Origin of the sequence: Cobetia marina, assembly GCF_001720485.1 — a bacterium.
In the GTDB taxonomy this organism is placed as follows: Bacteria; Pseudomonadota; Gammaproteobacteria; order Pseudomonadales; family Halomonadaceae; genus Cobetia; species Cobetia marina.
The window spans coordinates 2,786,674-2,804,512 of sequence record NZ_CP017114.1 but is presented as its reverse complement, the minus strand read 5'-3'; the positions used below and the strand labels follow the sequence as shown (position 1 = coordinate 2,804,512).

General features: G+C 63.3%; 12 protein-coding genes. 10 read left to right on the top strand and 2 right to left on the bottom strand.

Going from position 1 to position 17,839, the window contains the following annotated elements; translation table 11 throughout:
* Positions 1–82 precede the first annotated feature (82 nt).
* The 3 genes from BFX80_RS11755 to BFX80_RS11745 all read left to right on the top strand — a co-directional run bounded on the left by BFX80_RS11755 (position 83) and on the right by BFX80_RS11745 (position 3,555).
* Positions 83–1,240: an extracellular solute-binding protein gene (locus tag BFX80_RS11755; RefSeq protein WP_240499558.1), complete on the top strand. Its 1,158-nt coding sequence runs from the start codon at positions 83–85 to the stop codon at positions 1,238–1,240.
* A gap of 158 nt (positions 1,241–1,398) precedes the next feature.
* Entirely contained in the window at positions 1,399–2,700 is a 1,302-nt protein-coding gene (locus BFX80_RS11750) for an ABC transporter permease (RefSeq protein WP_084209009.1), read from the top strand.
* Positions 2,701–2,703: 3 nt separating this feature from the next.
* Positions 2,704–3,555 (top strand): ABC transporter permease, encoded by an 852-nt coding sequence (locus tag BFX80_RS11745; protein WP_077372706.1) that lies wholly within the window; start codon positions 2,704–2,706, stop codon positions 3,553–3,555.
* A gap of 141 nt (positions 3,556–3,696) precedes the next feature.
* Here the strand turns inward: BFX80_RS11745 and BFX80_RS11740 are convergent, their stop codons facing one another.
* The gene (locus BFX80_RS11740; protein WP_084209008.1) at positions 3,697–5,721 is read right to left on the bottom strand and encodes a sigma-54-dependent Fis family transcriptional regulator; all 2,025 of its coding nucleotides are present in this window, start codon (positions 5,719–5,721) and stop codon (positions 3,697–3,699) included.
* Positions 5,722–6,147: 426 nt separating this feature from the next.
* On the opposite strand from BFX80_RS11740, the gene BFX80_RS11735 reads away from it, so the two are divergent.
* The 7 genes from BFX80_RS11735 (at position 6,148) to BFX80_RS11705 (ending at position 14,746) form a co-directional block, all read left to right on the top strand.
* Entirely contained in the window at positions 6,148–7,314 is a 1,167-nt protein-coding gene (locus BFX80_RS11735; protein ID WP_084209007.1) for an ABC transporter ATP-binding protein, read from the top strand.
* On the top strand, positions 7,314–8,528 hold the full coding sequence (locus BFX80_RS11730; protein WP_084209006.1) for an ABC transporter ATP-binding protein: 1,215 nt from the start codon (positions 7,314–7,316) through the stop codon (positions 8,526–8,528). The genes BFX80_RS11735 and BFX80_RS11730 overlap by 1 nt, the downstream gene beginning before the upstream one ends.
* Complete coding sequence (locus BFX80_RS11725) at positions 8,528–9,397, top strand: carbohydrate ABC transporter permease (protein ID WP_077372715.1); 870 nt, start codon at positions 8,528–8,530, stop codon at positions 9,395–9,397. The genes BFX80_RS11730 and BFX80_RS11725 overlap by 1 nt, the downstream gene beginning before the upstream one ends.
* Positions 9,398–9,408: 11 nt before the next feature.
* Complete coding sequence (locus BFX80_RS11720; protein ID WP_084209005.1) at positions 9,409–10,209, top strand: carbohydrate ABC transporter permease; 801 nt, start codon at positions 9,409–9,411, stop codon at positions 10,207–10,209.
* A gap of 73 nt (positions 10,210–10,282) precedes the next feature.
* Positions 10,283–10,555 carry a DUF2160 domain-containing protein gene (locus BFX80_RS11715; protein ID WP_043334560.1) on the top strand — a complete coding sequence of 91 codons (273 nt, stop codon included), beginning with the start codon at positions 10,283–10,285 and terminating at the stop codon, positions 10,553–10,555.
* A 199-nt stretch (positions 10,556–10,754) separates the two neighbouring features.
* Positions 10,755–12,776, top strand: a complete 2,022-nt coding sequence (locus tag BFX80_RS11710) for a DUF4955 domain-containing protein (RefSeq protein WP_084209004.1) — start codon at positions 10,755–10,757, stop codon at positions 12,774–12,776.
* 317 nt (positions 12,777–13,093) lie between these two features.
* Entirely contained in the window at positions 13,094–14,746 is a 1,653-nt protein-coding gene (locus BFX80_RS11705; protein WP_240499748.1) for an ABC transporter substrate-binding protein, read from the top strand.
* A 156-nt stretch (positions 14,747–14,902) separates the two neighbouring features.
* On the opposite strand, the gene gcvP is transcribed toward BFX80_RS11705, so the two are convergent.
* Complete coding sequence (gene gcvP / locus BFX80_RS11700; RefSeq protein ID WP_084209003.1) at positions 14,903–17,797, bottom strand: aminomethyl-transferring glycine dehydrogenase; 2,895 nt, start codon at positions 17,795–17,797, stop codon at positions 14,903–14,905.
* Between the last annotated feature and the right edge of the window lie 42 nt (positions 17,798–17,839).

Genomic DNA, 17,839 nt, shown 5'->3' with positions numbered 1-17,839 from the left:
ACGCAGGCCTTACCCGAGAGAGCAACAGCACGATTCGCGACAAGAGTGCAGTACAACAACAAGAATTCAGGGAGATTCACCCATGTCAGTGATCAATCGATTCATCTCTTCACGTCGCATCGCCCAGGTGTCGCGTTCCTGCGCAGGGGCCAGCATGCCACTGCGTGCCGCTCTGGTCGTGGCGGTCGCCACGGCAAGCCTTGGCGCCACCGCAGCTCAGGCCGAGACACTCAATATCGTGTCGTGGGGCGGGGCGTACAGTGAAAGCCAGCTCAAGGCCTATCACGAGCCATGGGAAGAGAAGAGCGGCGATACCGTCGTCAATATCGACAAGTCGTCCAATGCGCTCTCGGGGCTGCGTGCCCAGGTACAGGCAGGCAACGTCACCTGGGATCTGGTCGACATGTTGCCCAGCGACGCGCTGATCGCCTGCTCCGAAGGGCTGATCGAGCCGCTGGACCCGGACACCCTGTTCGCGGCAGCGCCGGATGGAACACCGGCCAGTGAGGATTTCATCGAAGGCTCGCTCAGTGAGTGCTTCGTGCCGCAGATCGTCTATTCCAACATCGTGGCCTTCAATACCGAGATGTTCCCCGAGGACAAGCAGCCGGATTCCATCGATGATGTCTTCAATCTCGAGGAGTTCCCCGGCAAGCGTGCGTTGCAGAAGAAGCCGATCAACAACATGGAATGGGCACTGGTCGCTGATGGTGTGGCACCGGAAGAGGTCTACGACATGCTGGAGACCGATGAAGGCATCGAGCGTGCCTTCGCCAAGCTCGATACCATCAAGGACAGCGTCATCTGGTGGGAGGAGGGTGCCCAGCCGCCGCAGCTGCTGGCGGACAAGGAAGTGGCCTTCGCCTCTGCCTACAACGGCCGTATCTTCAATGCCGAGGTCAACGAGAAGCAGCCCTTCGCCATCGTCTGGGATGCTCAGGTGTTCGAGCTGGACGGATGGGTCGTCCCGACCGGCAAGCTCGACAAGGTCAAGGATTACCTGATGTTTGCCACCGACACCCAGCGTCTGGCGGACCAGGCCAAGTACATCTCCTACGGTCCGGCACGTACCTCGTCTGCGGCGCTGGTCTCGACCCACGCCGATACGGGCATCGACATGAAGCCGCACATGCCGACCTACGGCCCCAACTTCGAGACCGCCATTCCCAAGGATGACGAGTTCTGGGCCGACAACCTCGATGAGCTGAGCCAGCGCTTCAACGCCTGGCTGGCACGCTGATCCCGCACTGACCCGATGGCCCCGGTGGCGCACGACCGCGCGCCGGGGCCTTTTTGATCATGCCTGATCGCCCGGCAGTTCGTGCTCGTCCCCGCCTTCACGTGCGGGAAGCGGCTGACGGCTCAGGCATCCTCGGATAGCCGATCAAGGAGTGCAGGATGAGCGATTCCTCCGCCCCGGCCACGTCCGGAAGCGCAGAACATGACCCCAATGGAGCACCCGGCGCGGCACTGACCACCGCCGACGGCGTGCCCCTGAAACAGAGTCTCAATCGTGCCATCCGCCGCAGCCGTCTCAAGGCGTTGCTGCTGGTGGCACCGCTGTTGATCTTCATCGGGCTGGCCTTCGTCATGCCCATCTTCGACATGCTGTCGCGCAGTGTCGACAACCCGGAAGTCTCCACCTATCTGCCGCGCACCAGTCAGGCGCTGGTTGACTGGGACGGCGAGGGATTGCCGGATGAGGCTACCTACGCCGCGCTGGCAGACGACCTTGCCGCGGGCCTCAAGGCGCGCAATCTCGGGCGTGTCGCCTCACGTCTCAACTATGAAATGTCGGGCATGCGCTCACTGTTCATGAAGAGTGCACGCAAGGCCGCTCGCATGGAGGCCCCTTACAAGGCGGCATTGATCGAGGCCGATGAGGACTGGCAGGACCCGGACATCTGGCGCTTGATCAAGCGCGAGTCCACGCCTTACACGGCTTCCTACTATCTGGCGGCGGTGGATCGTCAGTTCTCTCCCACTGGCGAGATCGTCGAGAAGCCGGAATATCTGCAGATCCATGTCTCGCTGTTCATCCGCACCTTCTGGATGAGCGCCGCGATCACCGGGCTATGTCTGTTGCTGGCCTATCCGGTGGCCTGGCTGCTGGCGACCCTGCCTGCCGGGCGCGGCAATCTGCTGATGATTCTGGTGTTGCTGCCGTTCTGGACTTCGCTTCTGGTACGCACCACGACATGGATCGCGATCCTGCAGCAGCAGGGGGTGCTCAACGACATGCTGGTAGGCGTCGGGATACTCGCCGAGGAGGCGCGCATCCAGATGATCTACAACAAGACCGGCACCATCATCGCGATGACCCATATCCTGCTGCCCTTCATGATCCTGCCGCTGTACTCGGTCATGAAGACCATTCCGCCCAGCTACATGCACGCGGCGCGCTCGCTGGGTGCCGGGCCGATCACCGCCTTCCGACGCGTCTACTTCCCGCAGACCCTGCCGGGTATCGGAGCAGGCTCGATTCTGGTCTTCATCCTCTCCATCGGCTACTACATCACGCCGGCACTGGTGGGCGGGCAGTCGGGCCGCTTCATCACCAACTTCATCGCCTATCACATGCAGACCTCGCTCAACTGGGGACTGGCAGCGGCCATTGGCTCGATCCTGCTGGTCGTGGTGATCCTCTTCTATCTCGTCTACAACCGCCTGATCGGTGTCGACAAGGTCAAACTGGGGTGACAGATGGCCATACCTTCCTATGCAACACGTGGTGAGCGGATCTGGCATTGGGTGTTCTGCGCACTCTGTGCGCTGATCTTCCTGTTCCTGATCGGGCCGATCCTGGTGATCATTCCGCTCTCGTTCAATGCCGAACCCTACTTCACCTTCTCGGAGAAGATGCTGTCGCTGGACCCGGAGGGTTACTCGCTGCGCTGGTATCAGGAGTTCTTCACGTCGGATGAGTGGATGCGCTCGATCAAGAACAGCATCTTCGTCGCGGTATGTGCGACGGTGCTGGCCACGGTACTGGGCACGCTTGCCGCGCTTGGGCTTTCGAGTCGCTTCATGCCGTTTCGCAACACCATCATGGCGATCCTGATCTCGCCGATGATCGTGCCATTGATCATCAGTGCCGCGGCGATGTTCTTCTTCTTCTCGAAGCTGGGGCTGACGCAGACCTATCTGGGCGTGATTCTGGCGCACACCGCGCTAGGCATTCCCTTCGTGGTGATCACGGTGACGGCGACGCTGTCCGGATTCGATCACTCTCTGACGCGTGCGGCGCACTCGCTGGGGGCCAGCCCGAGTCGCACCTTCTTCCGCATCATCCTGCCGCTGGTGACGCCGGGCGTGGTGTCCGGTGCGCTGTTCGCCTTCATCACCTCGTTCGATGAAGTCGTGGTGGTGCTGTTCATCGCCGGGCCGGCGCAGACCACCATCCCGATCCAGATGTGGTCCGGTATCCGCGAGGAGATCAGTCCGACGATTCTGGCGGTGGCCACGCTGCTGGTGCTGGTCTCGATCCTGCTGCTGACGACACTGGAGCTGATTCGCCGTCGCAATGAGCGCCTGCGCGGCCTGACGCCGAGCTGACTCCCTGTCCTTGAGTGCTGAGTGTTAGGTGCTTGGTAGCGGTAAGAAATGTGAGTCGTGTGAAACGCCCGTGCCCCCGCAGAGTCTGTCTGCGGGGGCACGGGCGTTTCAGGGCCGGGGCTTGAGGAGAAGCCTGCTGCGTCAGGCCGCGCCGAGTCGCTTGTAGAGCGTGGTGCGACTGATGCCCAGCTCCCGAGCGAGACGCGAGACGTTGCCGCCCAGCGCGTCCAGCGCGCTCTGCAGCTCCTCGGCACTGGAGAGGTCATGCAGCGGGGGCAGGGGAGGCTTCTCGGGCGGCAGCATGGCGCAATGTTGTGCATGCGATGCGCTGCTGAATTCGCCCGACAGCATCACGTGGCACGCTTCAAGAGACGGCCCATCGCACAGCGCCAGTGCCAGACGCAACACATTGTCCAGCTCACGCACGTTGCCCGGCCAATCATGCTGCATGAGACGGTTCAGGAAATCAGGGGTGATGCGTGGCAGCTCGCGTTGCTGCTCCCGGCACAGCCGTGTCAGCAGGGCATGGCTCAATCCAGCCATGTCCTGGCGATCGCGCAGTGGCGGCAGGGCGATGCTGGCGCCACACAGTCGGTAGTAGAGGTCCGCCCGGAAGTGACCTGCCTTGACCAGCTCGCTGAGAGGCTGATGGGTGGCGGCCACCAGTTCGAAATCGACCCGCTGCGGCTTGCCGCCGCCCAGCGGGGTGACTTCACGCTCCTGCAGCACGCGCAGCAGACGCGCCTGCACATGCAGTGGCATGTCGCCGATCTCATCCAGAAACAGGCGTCCGCCATTGGCCTCGATCAGTCGGCCCTCGCGCCCCGCAGGGTCGGCACCGGTAAAGGCGCCGCGCCGATACCCGAACAGCTCAGCCTCGACCAGCTCATCGGGCAATGCCGCGCAATTGATGGCGACCAGCGGCTGATGGGCGCGATGACTGGCCTGATGCAGCGCCTTGACCACCTCTTCCTTGCCGACACCTGTCTCGCCCTGCAGCAGCAGTGGCAGGCGAGCGTTCACCAGCCGTGCCAGCAGCTCGCAGACTCGGGCCCAGCCGGCATCGCCATGATGCAGGCGCGCAAGGCTTGGATGGCAGGCAGCGGCCTGAGTGGCCAGCGGGCCAGTTCGCTCATCGGTGGGGTGAGTGGCTGGTGCGCGTGCCTGAATGCGTGGCCTGGGCAGGACACCGCACAAGGTGTAGCCCGTGAAATGCGGGTGTTGCGTGAGCGTCAGGCATTCCGCGTCGTCAAGCTGGGCCAGCGGTGCCCAGTCCAGCTGCCAGCGAGCCAGGGGCTGGCCCAGCAACAGATGGAGGTCATCGCGCGTGGCGCAGCTGTCGTTGTCCGCCGGGTGTTCCGCGCAATCTGGCGATGGCGAGAGCTCAAGGTGCGCTGCCAGCAGCTGCAGCCCTCTGCGACTGGCGGCCGCGACCTGGCCCTGCGGCGTGACAGCCAGCAGGGCGGCGCTGGGCGAGTCCAGCTGAGAACGGTTGAGATGCAGGCGCAACAGATGATGATCATGCCCGAGCGCCTCATCGAGACGGCGTTGCTCGATGTCATCCGCCAGTACGCCGAGCATGCCGAGACTGTACTGGCGGACGCGATAGGGATCGCATATCAGTCCCAGGCAGCCCTCGCAGGCACAGGGGGTCAGCCCGCGGCGACTGTTCCAGCTCGCGGGCGCCAGCAGGGCGGCACTGGCACTGGCCAGCCCCTTGAGGCACTCGGCGTCATGCGCGTCGAGCGCGATGCGTGCCAGGCGATTGGCGCGCGGCGCATTCAGCGTCTCGGCGATGGCGTTATGCCCCAGCGATTCCTCGCGCCAGCGCGCGCCGGGGCGCAGCAGGGTGGCGTCATTGCCCAGCAGCTGTTGATGGCCGTAGCTTGCCAGCACCACGCCGTCGCGGTCGGTCAGTACCAGACACGCCTGCCAGTGATCGAGCAGGTTAAGGGTATGACCGGCCACCGCTGACGCCACCGTCGCCATCAGGCTGGCGGCCTGACGCTGACGCCAGACGAGCTCTTCCGGCGGACACACCAGTGAGGAATGCTGAAGTGCCACGGGAGCAGCGGCGGGATGGGGCGTGGAGTGAGCTGGGGGGGCGGCGGTGTGGTTATCGACGTGGTTATCGACGTGGCTGGCGGAATGATGGCGTGCTGTCATGAGACATCCCTTGTGCGGCGGGCCTTTCAGGCCTCTGTTGTTATTGATGCTGTTATCGGTGCTGTCATCGATGCTGTTTTCGGTCTTGGGGAGTGTTCACGGCAATGTTCACTTGTGCGTGGCGAGTGTTCAGTTCCGAGGACTCCAGTGTTCAGACACTGTTCATCAGAGTAGCGGGAGACGGGGTGGTTGACGGGCTAGACCATGGTCTGCCCCTGCCTTGGTCGCATCTGGCAAGTGACTGAATGATCAACGAAAGAGGGCGATCTGGCGGTATGCGAGGGCTGGCAGAGGGTGTCGGGGGGCACGGGGTTGCGCGCGGCTGGCACAGGGTTCGCTAGATGAGAGCCACCAGGTGGGTATGAACACTCGGCAGTGGTTGGCCGTGTCCCTGCCCCGATGACTTTCACCAGACGAGACAGCGCCATGTCCTTGAGCCTTGAGGCGGTCACCCGCCGGGTTGGCCGCGAGACCCATATCGACAGGGTGGACCTGACCTTCGAGCCCGGCTCCTTCAATGTGCTGCTGGGACGCACCTTGTCCGGCAAGACCTCACTGATGCGCCTGATGGCAGGCCTCGATGTGCCCAGTGATGGGCGAATCGTGATGAACGGCGAGGACGTGACCGGCCGCCCGGTGCGCGAGCGCAACATCTCGATGGTCTATCAGCAGTTCATCAACTACCCGAGTCTGAGCGTCTACGACAACATCGCCTCGCCGCTGAAGCTGGCGCGCATGGCGCCGGAGGAAATCCGTCGCCGCGTGCACGAGATCGCCGAGATGCTGCATATCGAGCAGTTCCTCGCGCGTCAGCCGGCGGAGCTCTCCGGCGGTCAGCAGCAGCGTACGGCCATGGCGCGGGCGCTGGTCAAGGATGCTGACCTGGTGCTGTTCGATGAGCCGCTGGTCAATCTTGATTACAAGCTGCGCGAAGAGCTGCGCCACGAGATGCGCAGCCTGTTCGCGACCCGCAACACCATCGCCGTCTACGCCACCACCGAACCCGGTGAGGCGCTGGCGCTCGGTGGCACCACCACCCTGATGCATGAAGGGCGGGTGTTGCAGTCCGGGCCTACCGAGGCCGTCTACCATCATCCGGTGAGTGTCGAGGCGGCGAAGCTCTACTCCGAGCCGCAGATCAATCTGTTCGAGGCCGAGGTGCGTGGGCGTGAACTGGCGTTCTCCGGTGCCGCCAGTGCCGGCGAGCAGGGCAGCCGGTTCGTGCTGCCCACACCACTGGTGGGGCTCGAGAGCGGGGCCTATCGCTTCGGTATCCGTCCCAGTCATCTGGGGTTGGCGCCGCTGGCCGACGATGATCTCGAGTTCGCCGTCACGGTGGATATCGCCGAGATCTCCGGCTCCGAGACCTTCCTGCATGTCAGCAATGACGATCACTCCCTGGTGCTGCACCTGTCCGGTATCCACGACTTCGCCGTGGATGATGCCATCCGGGTCTATGCCCCCGCGCACAAGTTGTTCGTCTTCGCGGATGACAAGGGCCGCGCTGGCGGTGAAGTGGCAGGCCCGGGCGGCGACGGGGCACTGATCCGCTCGCCCGAGCGACCCACCACGACTGGCGGAGGGCTGGCCTGATGGCGGAAATACACCTCAATGATCTGGCGCACAGCTACCTGGCGACGCCTACGGCTGACAGTGACTACGCCATCCGGCGCATGAACCATGTCTGGCAGCAGGGCGGTGCCTATGCGCTGCTCGGCCCGTCGGGCTGTGGCAAGAGTACGCTGCTCAACATCATCTCCGGGCTGCTGGCCCCCTCCGAGGGCGAGGTGCGCTTCGATGATCGCGTGGTCAATCGGCTGCCGCCGGAAGAGCGCAACATCGCTCAGGTGTTCCAGTTCCCGGTGGTCTACGACACCATGACCGTCTTCGACAATCTGGCCTTCCCGCTGCGCAATCAGCGCCAGCCGGAGCACAAGGTGCAGTCTCGGGTACGTGAGATCGCCCAGGTGCTGGAGCTGGAAGACCTGCTGACGCGGCGTGCCAGCAACCTGACGGCCGACGAGAAGCAGAAGGTCTCGATGGGCCGCGGGCTGGTGCGTGATGACGTGGCCGCCATCCTGTTCGATGAACCGCTGACCGTCATCGACCCCCACCTCAAGTGGAAGCTGCGGCGCAAGCTCAAGCAGATCCATGAGCAGTTCAACATCACCATGGTCTACGTCACCCATGACCAGCTGGAGGCCTCGACCTTCGCCGACAAGATCGCGGTGATGTATGAAGGCCGCATCGTGCAGTTCGGTACCCCGCGCGAGCTGTTCGAGGACCCCGCTCACACCTTCGTGGGCTACTTCATCGGCTCGCCGGGCATGAATCTGGCCAGCATCACGCTGGAATCAGAGGGCGTGCGGCTCGGGACGGGGGAGGACGCGCCCTTGCTGCACCTTCCACGGGCGCTGCTGGCGACGCTTGAGGAGCGCAAGGGCGAGTTGAAGCTGGGCATCCGTCCGGAATTCGTCGAGCTCGAGGCCAGCGACAGCTCACCCGCTGCGGCGGTTTCCGACACCCGCGAGCATTGGCTCAGTGGTCAGGTCACGCTGGTGCAGGATCTTGGCACCTACAAGGTAGTGGATCTCGACATCGGCGGTGGCTGCATCTTCAAGGCACGTATCGAGGAAGATGCGCCTATCCCTGTCGGGGGTGTGCGGCTGCGGCTACCGGCCCGCTGGCAGCGCTTCTATCTCGATGAGCATCTGCTGGATCTGTCACAGGCCGGCGCGCCCGACAGCGGCGAGGCGGACAGCTTTGCCAGAGGGGAAAGTGGAGAGCAGCCGGGAGGAAACGCCTGATGCAACGCACACACAACAATCGCGCCTGGTGGCTGGTGCTGCCGGTGGTCATCGTGGTGGCGTTCTCGGCCATCATCCCGATGATGACGGTGGTCAACTACTCGGTGCAGGACATCTTCGATCCCTCCACACGCTTCTTCGTGGGAACCGAATGGTATCGCGAGATCCTGCGCGACGAGCGCCTGCACGACTCGCTGGTTCGCCAGTTCGTCTATTCCTTCGCGGTACTCGCCATCGAGATTCCGCTGGGGATCGCCGTGGCGCTCTCGATGCCGCGCAAGGGCTTCATGGTCTCGTTGTGCATGATCCTGCTGGCCCTGCCGCTGCTGATTCCCTGGAACGTGGTCGGCACCATCTGGCAGATCATCGGGCGTGAGGACATCGGGCTCTACGGCTGGGCGCTGGGGCAACTGGGCATCGATTACAACTACGCCTCCAATCCGGCCGACGCCTGGGTGACGGTGCTGGTGATGGATGTCTGGCACTGGACGTCGCTGGTGGCACTGCTGTGCTACTCGGGGCTGCGCGCCATTCCCGATGTCTACTATCAGGCCGCGCGCATCGACCGTGCCTCACCCTGGGCCGTGTTCCGCTACATCCAGCTGCCCAAGCTCAAGAGCGTGCTGCTGATCGGCATCATGCTGCGCTTCATGGACAGTTTCATGATCTACACCGAGCCCTTCGTTCTCACCGGTGGCGGGCCGGGTACCACCACGACCTTCCTGTCCCAGACCTTGACCCAGATGGCGATCGGCCAGTTCGATCTCGGACGCGCCGCTGCCTTCTCGCTGATCTACTTCCTCATCATCCTGCTGGTCTCGTGGCTGTTCTATACCGCCATGACCCACCAGGACAGTGACGACGCCTGAGGAGACGAGTGATGAAAACACGCAAGCGTCTGGTAATGACGATCTACCTGCTGTTCCTGCTGGTGCCGATCTACTGGCTGCTGATCATGTCGTTCAAGTCGAATCAGGAGATTCTCGGCGGCCTGACCCTGTGGCCACAGAACTTCACCTTCGACAACTACCGGGTGATCTTCACCGACCCCAGCTGGTACATGGGCTATGTGAACTCGATGAGCTATGTGGTGCTCAACATGGCCATCTCGCTGACGGTGGCACTGCCGGCGGCCTATGCCTTCTCGCGCTATCGCTTCCTGGGTGACAAGCATCTGTTCTTCTGGCTCTTGACCAATCGAATGGCACCGCCGGCGGTCTTCCTGCTGCCGTTCTTCCAGCTCTACTCCTCGGTGGGACTGTTCGATACTCCGCTGGCGGTGGCACTCGCGCACTGTCTGTTCAACGTGCCGCTGGCGGTCTGGATTCTGGAAGGCTTCATGTCCGGCGTGCCCAAGGAGATCGATGAGACGGCCTATATCGATGGCTACAGTTTTCCGCGCTTCTTCCTGACGCTGTTCATTCCGATGATTCGCCCGGGCATCGGGGTGACCGCCTTCTTCTGCTTCATGTTCTCGTGGGTGGAGCTGTTGCTGGCGCGAACCCTGACCTCGACGGAGGCGAAGCCGATCGCGGCGGTGATGACGCGAACGGTCTCGGCCTCGGGCATCGACTGGGGCGTGCTGGCCGCCGCCGGCGCCCTGACGCTGATTCCCGGCATTCTGGTGATCTACTTCGTGCGCAATCACGTCGCCAAGGGCTTCGCCCTGGGTCGGGTGTGAGCGGCGGCCAGACGAGCGCCGCTGTCATTGCCGCCAGCGAGTCGCTGCTGGCGGCCTACAAGAGGACATGATGATGGAATGGATGGCCTGGACACTGCCCACGTCACTCTTCTTTGCCGGTATCGGCACCTTGCTGCTGGGCATGACCGCCTGGCAGTTCGTGACCCCGACGCTGAGTCGCCAGGGCTTTCTGCCCATCGCGACCACGCGTGGCGACAGACTGTTCATCGGCCTGCTCTCCAGCGGCTGGCTGCATCTGCTGTGGCTGGGCTTCACTGATCAGGTGCTGTGGATGATCAGCATCGTCTGTGTCGTCTGGATGCTGGTGTTGATGAAGTGGGGATGAGGTGAGGGTGAAGTGAGGGGGGATGAGAAGAAACGAGAGGTGAAGAAACGAGAAGTGAGATGTCGGGAATGGGGTGTGAGCGTTGACGACGGGCAGCGTCGCCCGGTGGCAACAGGGAACCCGAGGTGCTGACAGGAGTCCCAAGCGGTTCTGACTGGCCAAGCCAGTGTCATCTGTCATCGCTCTGGAACCCTGTTGCATGTCGTCTACCGAATCCTCGCGTCATTCGTCCACCACTGCCTCTGTTTCTTCCGGCAGGAAAAGCCGTCGTGTCATTCGTGCCGGGCTGACAGGGTTGAGCCTTGTCTGTGTCGTCGCCATCGGCTGGTGGGTCACGACTCCCGTGTCGGTGGAGGATCAGCAGGGCGGAGCTGGCGAGGGCCATTCTTCAGAGGGCCATACTGCAAGTGGCGGGCAGCAGGACAAAGGGCAACCCCCCTTGTGGCAGGCGTATCAGCGAGTGTGGCAGGCCAATCAGGCGCTGCCGGCAGACAAGCGCGAGCCGCTGCCCTTGCCGGACTTCTCGCAAGCTGGCTATCACCAGGGAGGAGAACTCCCGGCGGCGTTGGCGACGGGAGCCAATGCACAAGAGGCGCGGAAGCGGGAATCAGAGTCTCGCAGCGTCAGGCGCTTCGATGTCACGGATTATGGCGCTGATGGCACGGACGACGTGAGTGACCGAGAGGCGGTACTGCGCGCCCATGCCGCGATGCGTCGTTGGCAGCAGCAGGGCGAGCATGATGCGGACAGTCCTCAGCGCCATGGGGTGCTCTATTTCCCCGCCGGTGACTATGTATTGTTCGGCCCCGCGGAGCGCGACTGGTTCTATGCACGGATGATCGCGCTCAAGGCGGCAGTCTCGGACAAGGCGCGTCAGCAGTCACTGCGCGAGGCATTGCTCAAGATGCAGGGGCTGAGCCTGGCCGGCAGTCATTGGACACTGGCGGGAGATGGAAGCGACAGAACCCGTCTCAAGCAGACCCGACCGATGCTGCCGTTGCACGCCAGCTGGTACTGGAGCACGCCCTGGTTGCTGCATCTTGGCAATCTGGAGGAAGGCAGGACGCTGGCCGAGGGCGGGAGTCAGGAAGCCTGGCAGCCGATCGCCGCGACGGCTCGCGTGCAGCCTGCCGATACGCAGGACACGGTGACACTGGCGGGCGTGGCACAGGCGTCATCGCTCAAGGCGGGGGATGAGGTATTGCTGGAGAGCATCGACAAGCGCCCGCAAGCGGTAGCACGTGCTCTGGCACCCTATCAGATGGAAAAGGAGGCCAGAACCGGCAAGTCGCGCTGGCTGATCGAGCGGGATGGGGTGGTCAAGCGCGCTCGCTACCGTGTGCTGGCACGAGAAGGCAATCGGCTGACGCTGTCGTTGCCCGTGGTGCACGAGCGCTTCCCCGGTGAGCAGTGGCGTATCGCGCGCATCCATCCGGCGCATGAGGTCGGGGTCGAAGGCATCACGCTCAAGGGCAACTGGCGAGGGCGCTTCAAGCATCATCGCAGCGCCGAGGACGACAGCGGCTTCGGCCTGCTGGATCTCGATGGCATCACCGATGGCTGGGTGCGTGATGTTCGGCTCGACAGTTTCAATCAGGGAGTGAAGGTGCGCCACAGCTCCCAGGTGACGCTCGAGGACGTGAGGATGACCGGCAAGCCGGGACATATCGCGATGACGATCAGTGACAGCAATCAGGTGCTGGCAAGGCAGGTGGTCGACCAAAGTCATGCCTGGCATGCGCCCGGCGTGGCCCGCTACGCGACCCATAACGTCTACCTTGAACTGGAGCATGGCGGTGACAGTGGGATCGAACTGCATGGTCAGCAGCCGCGGGACAATCTCTTCGACCGCAAGCGAGGCGGCCATGTACGCGACCGCTGGGGCGCCAGTGTCGGCCATCAGCCCAATCATCTCCGCGGGCTGGTGTTGTGGAATCCGGTCAATACCGGCAAGCCGCACGATGCCTGGCCCTTCATGCGCGCCGACTCACACTTCGGCAAGGTGATCATGCCGACGGTAGTGGGCGCCACCGGCCGCGCGCTGGGCATCGCCAGTCGTCATGATTACGAGCGGGTGATGAACGCCAAGGGCGTGACGGACTACCCGCAGCTTGAGGCGCTGGACAAGCTGCAGGCGCGAGTGGAATCCCCCGGCGAGGCTGTCAAGCCGGCTTCGCTCTACCGGGCACAACGCGAGCTGCTTCGCGAGACGCACCCGTGACCCGGAAAGCTTGAATCCGTCGGGTATCTGGCAGACGGACTGACAGTCAGATGCCCGGCCAGCCGAGCAGCAACGCAGCAAAGGCAAGACAGCGTACCCGGAACGACAGGAGGACAAGCAGTACCGGCAGGAGACGCGCGCGGCATCTCGCGCCGCGTGATACGTGATTGACGGAAGTGGTTGTTGGACGACGCGACACAACAATAACGCCAATGAAGGGACATCCCATGAGTCAGCACATCATTCGACCCGCACGCCTGCGTTACGCCATCGCCTTCGCCACGGCGGCGGGGCTCGCGGGTCTTTCCAGTCAGGCCATGGCCGATCAGTATCAGGATGCGGCAAGGAAGTGGATCGACCAGGAATTCTCACCCTCCACGCTGAGCAAGGACGAGCAGATGTCCGAGCTCGAGTGGTTCATCAAGGCCGCCGAGCCGCTGCGCGGCATGGAAATCAAGGTGGCCTCGGAAACCCTGACCACCCATGAATACGAGTCCAAGGTGCTGGCCAAGGCCTTCAGCGAGATCACCGGCATCAAGTTGACCCACGACTTGATCCAGGAAGGCGACGTCATCGAGAAACTGCAGACCCAGATGCAGTCCGGGCGCAACATCTACGATGGCTACGTCAATGACTCCGACCTGATCGGCACGCACTTCCGCTATGGCAAGGTCGTGCCGATCAGCGACATGATGGAAGGCGACGGCAAGGCCTTCACCTCGCCGACCCTGGATCTGGATGACTTCATCGGGCTGGATTTCACCACCGGCCCGGATGACAAGCTCTATCAGCTGCCGGACCAGCAGTTTGCCAACCTGTACTGGTTCCGCGCCGACTGGTTCGAGCGTGAAGACTTGAAGAAGCAGTTCAAGGACAAGTACGGCTACGAGCTGGGCGTACCGGTCAACTGGTCAGCCTATGAAGACATCGCCGATTTCTTCACTAATGACGTCAAGGAAATCGACGGCAAGCGGGTCTATGGCCACATGGATTACGGCAAGAAGGACCCGTCACTCGGCTGGCGCTTCACCGATGCCTGGTTCTCCATGGCGGGTGCCGGCGACAAGGGCCTGCCCAACGGCCTGCCGGTAGATGAGTGGGGCATTCGTGTCGAGGAATGTCAGCCGGTGGGTTCCTCGGTGACGCGTGGCGGCGCGGCCAATGGCCCGGCGGCCGTCTATGCCACCACCAAGTACGTCGACTGGCTGGGCAAGTACGCACCGCCGGAAGCTCAGGGCATGACCTTCTCCGAGTCCGGCCCGGTGCCGTCCCAGGGCAACATCGCCCAGCAGATCTTCTGGTACACCGCCTTCACGGCTGACATGACAAGAGATGGTCTGCCGGTGGTCAACGACGACGGCACGCCCAAGTGGCGCATGGCGCCGTCACCGCATGGCCCGTACTGGGAAGAGGGCATGAAGCTTGGCTATCAGGACGTGGGTGCCTGGACCTTCTTCGACTCCACGCCGGAGAAGAATCGTCACGCCGCCTGGCTGTATGCGCAGTTCGTGACCGCCAAGACCGTCTCGCTCAAGAAGACCCTGGAAGGTCTGACGCCGATCCGCGAGTCGGATATCCAGTCCCAGGCGATGACCGATGCCGCGCCGAAGCTGGGCGGTCTGGTCGAGTTCTATCGCAGCCCGGCGCGGGTGCAGTGGTCGCCGACCGGCACCAACGTGCCGGATTATCCGAAACTGGCCCAGCTGTGGTGGCAGTACATCTCCCAGGCCGCCAGTGGTGAAGCCACGCCGCAGGAAGCGCTTGATGGCCTGGCCAAGGCGCAGGACCGCATTCTCGAGCGTCTCGAGCGCGCCAAGGTGATGGACAACTGTGGGCCGAAGCTCAACGAGGAACGTGATGCGGAGTACTGGTTCGCCCAGCCGGGTGCGCCGAAGGCCAAGCTGGACAACGAGAAGCCCAAGGGCGAGACCATCGCCTACGACGAGCTGCTCAAGAGCTGGAAGGAGTGATCTCGGCTGGCGCGTCATTGCGCCACTGAGCAGGCTCCTGAATGACCGCTGCAACGACAACGCCCCTGCCGGTTACCCGGCAGGGGCGTTTTTTTGCCAGAGCGATCAGCGACAGCGTTTCATCACTGCCTCATTGCTGGCTCTCAATCGAGACTCTCAATCACGGTAGAGGTCGATGCTTGGGCAGGAGCAGATCAACTGGCGATCGCCATGCACGTTGTCGACCCGGTTGACGGCCGGCCACTGCTTGGCCGCCTTGACGTGCTCGCTGGGGAAGGCACCGATCTCGCGGGAATAACCACGGTTCCATTCGGCGTCCATCAGGTCCGCCTGGGTGTGCGGCGCGTGCACCAGCGGGTTGTCTTCCAGGGTCCATTCGCCTTGCTCGACACGGGCGATCTCGGCGCGAATCGCGATCATCGCCTCACAGAAACGGTCGATCTCGTAGAGCGACTCGGACTCGGTGGGCTCGACCATCAGCGTGCCCGCCACCGGGAACGACATGGTTGGGGCGTGGAAGCCGTAGTCGATCAGGCGCTTGGCGATGTCTTCCTCGCTGATGCCGGAAGCGGCCTTCAGCGGGCGGATATCGATGATGCACTCATGCGCCACGGTGCCGTTCTTGCCGCGATAGAGCACCGGATAGTGCCCATCGAGACGCGTGGCGATGTAGTTGGCGTTGAGGATTGCAAGCTCGGTGGCCTCACGCAGCCCCTGCGCGCCCATCATCTTGATGTAGGCCCAGGAGATCGGCAGGATCGCCGCGGAACCGAAGGCGGCGGCCGAGACGGCGGTGCATTCCGGCTTCACGCCTTCCAGCGGGGTGACCACGTGGTTGGAGACGAAGGGTGCCAGGTGTGACTTGACGCCGATGGGGCCCATGCCCGGACCGCCGCCACCGTGGGGAATGCAGAAGGTCTTGTGCAGGTTGAGGTGCGAGACATCACCGCCGAAGTCTCCCGGACGGCAGATGCCGACCTGGGCGTTCATGTTGGCGCCGTCGATGTAGACCTGACCGCCGTGATCGTGAACGACCTGACAGGCCTCGCGCACGGTTTCCTCGAACACGCCGTGGGTGGACGGGTAGGTGATCATGATCGCGGACAGCTTGTCGCTGTGCTGCTCGGCCTTGGCGCGCAGGTCATTGATGTCGATGTTGCCGCTGGCATCACACTCGACCACCACCACCTTCATGGCGGCCATCGCGGCGGAGGCCGGATTGGTGCCGTGGGCGGAGCTGGGGATCAGGCAGATGTCGCGCGCCCCTTCACCGATGGAGGCCTGGTAGCGACGGATCGCGACCAGTCCCGCATATTCCCCCTGAGCGCCGGAGTTCGGCTGCATGGAGATGGCGTCGTAGCCGGTGATCTCGACCAGGAAGGCCGACAGCTCGTCGATCATCTGCTTGTAGCCGACCACCTGATCCGAGGGCGCAAACGGGTGGACGTTGGCGAATTCGGGCCAGGTGACCGGAATCATCTCGGTGGTGGCGTTGAGTTTCATGGTGCAGCTGCCCAGCGGAATCATCGCGTGGGTCAGCGACAGGTCCTTGTTCTCCAGGCGCTTCAGGTAGCGCAGCATCTCGGTTTCTGAGTGATAGCGGCTGAAGGTCGGGTGGGTCAGGAAGTCGCTGTCACGCTGACAGGCCGCCGGGATCGCGCTTGCGCCCTTGGCCAGCAGGTCCTGGTCCAGCGCGGCGACGGACAGGCCGTGCTCCTCGCCGAGCAGCACGTCGAACAGCACGCCGACGTCAGCGGCGGTAGTGGTCTCGTCGAGATTGATGGTGATGCGGCCGTCGCCGTGGTGGCGCAGGTTGATCTCGTGGGTCAGCTCGCGACCATGGATCTTGCCGGCATCCACGCCGGTGACGGTGATGGCATCGAACCAGCTGTCGTGGGCCAGTGTCATGCCGCAGCGCGTGACGCCCTCGGCGAGAATGCTGGTCAGGCGATGCACCCGGGTGGCGATGCGCTTGAGGCCTTCGGCGCCGTGATAGACGGCGTAGAAGCCGGCGATGTTGGCCAGCAGCGCCTGGGCGGTGCAGATGTTGGAGGTCGCCTTCTCGCGGCGGATGTGCTGCTCGCGGGTCTGCATCGCCATGCGCAGCGCCGGATTGCCGCGCGAGTCCTTGGAGACCCCGATGATGCGGCCCGGAATCGAGCGCTTGAGCTTGTCGGTGGTGGCGAAGAAGGCGGCGTGCGGGCCGCCGAAGCCCATCGGCACGCCGAAGCGCTGGGAGGTGCCGACGACGATATCGGCGCCGAGGCTGCCCGGCGACTTGAGCAGCACCAGGCTCAGCAGGTCGGCGGCCACCACGGTCATCGCGCCATTGGCGCGTGCCGCGTCCAGCAGCGGTGCGAGATCGCGTACCTGACCGGTATTGCCCGGATACTGGAACAGGGCGCCGAAGATGTCGTGCTCACCGACCTTCTCGGCAGCATCGATGACCAGCTCGAAGCCGAAGTAATCGGCACGCGTGCGCATGACGTCCAGCGTCTGGGGCAGGACATCGTCGGCGATGAAGAAGCGATTGCTCTTGTTCTTCTTGTTGCCACGCTGACACAGCGCCATGGCTTCGGCCGCGGCGGTGGCCTCATCCAGCAGGCTGGCATTGGCCAGTTCCATGCCGGTCAGGTCCATCACCGCCTGCTGGAAGTTGAGCAGCCCCTCGAGACGGCCCTGGGCGATTTCCGGCTGGTACGGCGTATACGCGGTATACCAGCCCGGATTCTCCAGCACGTTGCGCTGGATGACCGCCGGCAGGTGGGTGTTGTGATATCCCTGGCCGATATAGGTCTTGAATACCTTGTTCTGACGCGCCAGGCGCTTGAGATAGTCCAGTGCCTCGGATTCCGTGCGCGGCCCTTCGAGGTCCAGCTCGCGTCCCAGACGAATGGCCGCCGGCACGGTGCGGTCAATCAGCGTCTCGATGCTGTCTTCACCCAGTGTCGCCAGCATGCGCGTGACATTGGCGGCAGTCGGGCCATTGTGACGGGAAATGAAATCATCGTGCCCGGCCAGCTGGGCCAGGGTAAGCGTCTCGTGAGCCATGCAAGGAATCCTGTGCTGCAACGGGAACTGCAAGTGACAGTC

What these genes read in the sequence shown, in the direction of transcription:
- BFX80_RS11745 (WP_077372706.1), top strand. Translation starts at nt 2,704, where the DNA reads ATGGCCATACCTTCCTATGCAACACGTGGTGAGCGGATCTGGCATTGG.
- BFX80_RS11735 (WP_084209007.1), top strand. Translation starts at nt 6,148, where the DNA reads ATGTCCTTGAGCCTTGAGGCGGTCACCCGCCGGGTTGGCCGCGAGACC.
- gcvP (WP_084209003.1), bottom strand. Translation starts at nt 17,797, where the DNA reads ATGGCTCACGAGACGCTTACCCTGGCCCAGCTGGCCGGGCACGATGAT.
- BFX80_RS11710 (WP_084209004.1), top strand. Translation starts at nt 10,755, where the DNA reads ATGTCGTCTACCGAATCCTCGCGTCATTCGTCCACCACTGCCTCTGTT.
- BFX80_RS11720 (WP_084209005.1), top strand. Translation starts at nt 9,409, where the DNA reads ATGAAAACACGCAAGCGTCTGGTAATGACGATCTACCTGCTGTTCCTG.
- BFX80_RS11715 (WP_043334560.1), top strand. Translation starts at nt 10,283, where the DNA reads ATGGAATGGATGGCCTGGACACTGCCCACGTCACTCTTCTTTGCCGGT.
- BFX80_RS11725 (WP_077372715.1), top strand. Translation starts at nt 8,528, where the DNA reads ATGCAACGCACACACAACAATCGCGCCTGGTGGCTGGTGCTGCCGGTG.
- BFX80_RS11740 (WP_084209008.1), bottom strand. Translation starts at nt 5,721, where the DNA reads ATGACAGCACGCCATCATTCCGCCAGCCACGTCGATAACCACGTCGAT.
- BFX80_RS11705 (WP_240499748.1), top strand. Translation starts at nt 13,094, where the DNA reads ATGGCCGATCAGTATCAGGATGCGGCAAGGAAGTGGATCGACCAGGAA.
- BFX80_RS11730 (WP_084209006.1), top strand. Translation starts at nt 7,314, where the DNA reads ATGGCGGAAATACACCTCAATGATCTGGCGCACAGCTACCTGGCGACG.
- BFX80_RS11755 (WP_240499558.1), top strand. Translation starts at nt 83, where the DNA reads ATGTCAGTGATCAATCGATTCATCTCTTCACGTCGCATCGCCCAGGTG.
- BFX80_RS11750 (WP_084209009.1), top strand. Translation starts at nt 1,399, where the DNA reads ATGAGCGATTCCTCCGCCCCGGCCACGTCCGGAAGCGCAGAACATGAC.